Below are 1,385 nucleotides of genomic sequence, written 5' to 3'. Positions count from 1 at the left end.
GAGCTACGCTCATTTCTGGTGTATGAGCGATTGAAGGAGGCGGCACCCACCTGCTGAAATTAGTAAGACCAATCACTGATTTCAGACGACAGAAGAGGTGCCACCACCATGCGAGACGATACGACGATTGCCTTTACTGATCCAGCCTTTGCGGACGCGCTGTCCGATCTGGTTCGCGATGGTGCACAACGCATCATCAAACAGGCCGTTCAGGCCGAGCTCAATGCGTTTCTGCAGACGCATGCCGACCGAGACGCCGACGGGCGGCGGGCTGTGGTGCGCAACGGCTATCAGCCTGAACGTGACGTGCTCACCGGGGTTGGCCCGGTCGCCGTCGCGCTGCCCAAGACGCGGGATCGCGCCGGACGCGGCCGACGCTTTTCCTCGGCATTGCTGCCGCCTTATTTGAAGAAGACGCGCCGACTGGAGTCGGTCCTACCGTGGCTGTATCTCAAGGGTGTATCGACCAACGATTTCGACGAAGCGCTCAAGGCGCTGTTCGGGGACTCGGTCAAAGGCTTGTCGGCATCGACGATCAGTCGCCTGAAAGCCGGCTGGGAGCACGAGTACGACACGTTCAGCGAGCGCGATTGGCGCGGCCACGAGATGGTGTATCTCTGGGCGGATGGCATCTACGTCAACGTGCGCGCCGCCGAGCGGCGCTGTGTGTTGGTGGTCATCGGCTGCGATAGTCACGGCCGCAAGCACTTCCTGGCCATCGAGGAGGGCTTCCGTGAATCGACCGAGAGCTGGAGAGCACTGCTGTTGAGCCTGCGTGATCGCGGGCTGGTCGTCGCGCCCAGGCTCGCCGTCGGCGACGGCGCGATGGGATTTTGGGCCGCGCTGGCCGAGGTCTACCCCAAGACAGCGGTCCAGCGATGCTGGGTGCATAAAACCGCGAACGTGCTCGACAAGCTGCCCAAGCGGATACAGCCGCAGGCCAAAGGCCATCTTCATGAAATATGGCAAGCTGACACACGTCACCACGCCGAGCAGGCCTTTGATCGGTTTGTTGCGATCTACGACGACAAATACCCGAAAGCCACGGCGTGCCTGCAAAAAGACCGCGCTGAGCTGCTGGCTTTCTACGACTTCCCGGCGGCGCACTGGCAGCACTTGCGTACCAGCAATCCGATCGAGTCCACCTTTGCCACGATCCGCTTGCGAACCGCGGCCACACGAAATTGCGTGAGCGCCAAGAGCGGCTTGGCGTTGGTCCACCAGCTGGCGATGAGCGCTCAGAAACGCTGGCGCCGGCTACGCGGCTTCAAGCAACTCGCCGATGTCATTGATGGCATCCAATTCATCGACGGAATAGACGAGCGACAACTCAGCAGGAAAGCCGCCTAGCTTCTTTCCTCATACACCAGATTTGACAGTAACTC

At 60.6% G+C, this 1,385-nt stretch carries 1 protein-coding gene; it reads left to right on the top strand.

Annotated elements, in window-relative coordinates; translation table 11 throughout:
• Positions 1-108: 108 nt before the first annotated feature.
• Positions 109-1,350, top strand: a complete 1,242-nt coding sequence (locus J7355_RS17560) for an IS256 family transposase (RefSeq protein WP_209065051.1) — start codon at positions 109-111, stop codon at positions 1,348-1,350.
• Positions 1,351-1,385: the final 35 nt, after the last annotated feature.

This window comes from Endozoicomonas sp. G2_2 (assembly GCF_017744135.1).
Classification (GTDB): domain Bacteria; phylum Pseudomonadota; class Gammaproteobacteria; order Nevskiales; family Salinisphaeraceae; genus Salinisphaera.
The sequence above is the reverse complement of the archived record's forward strand: the minus strand, read 5'-3'. Positions and strand labels throughout refer to the sequence as shown.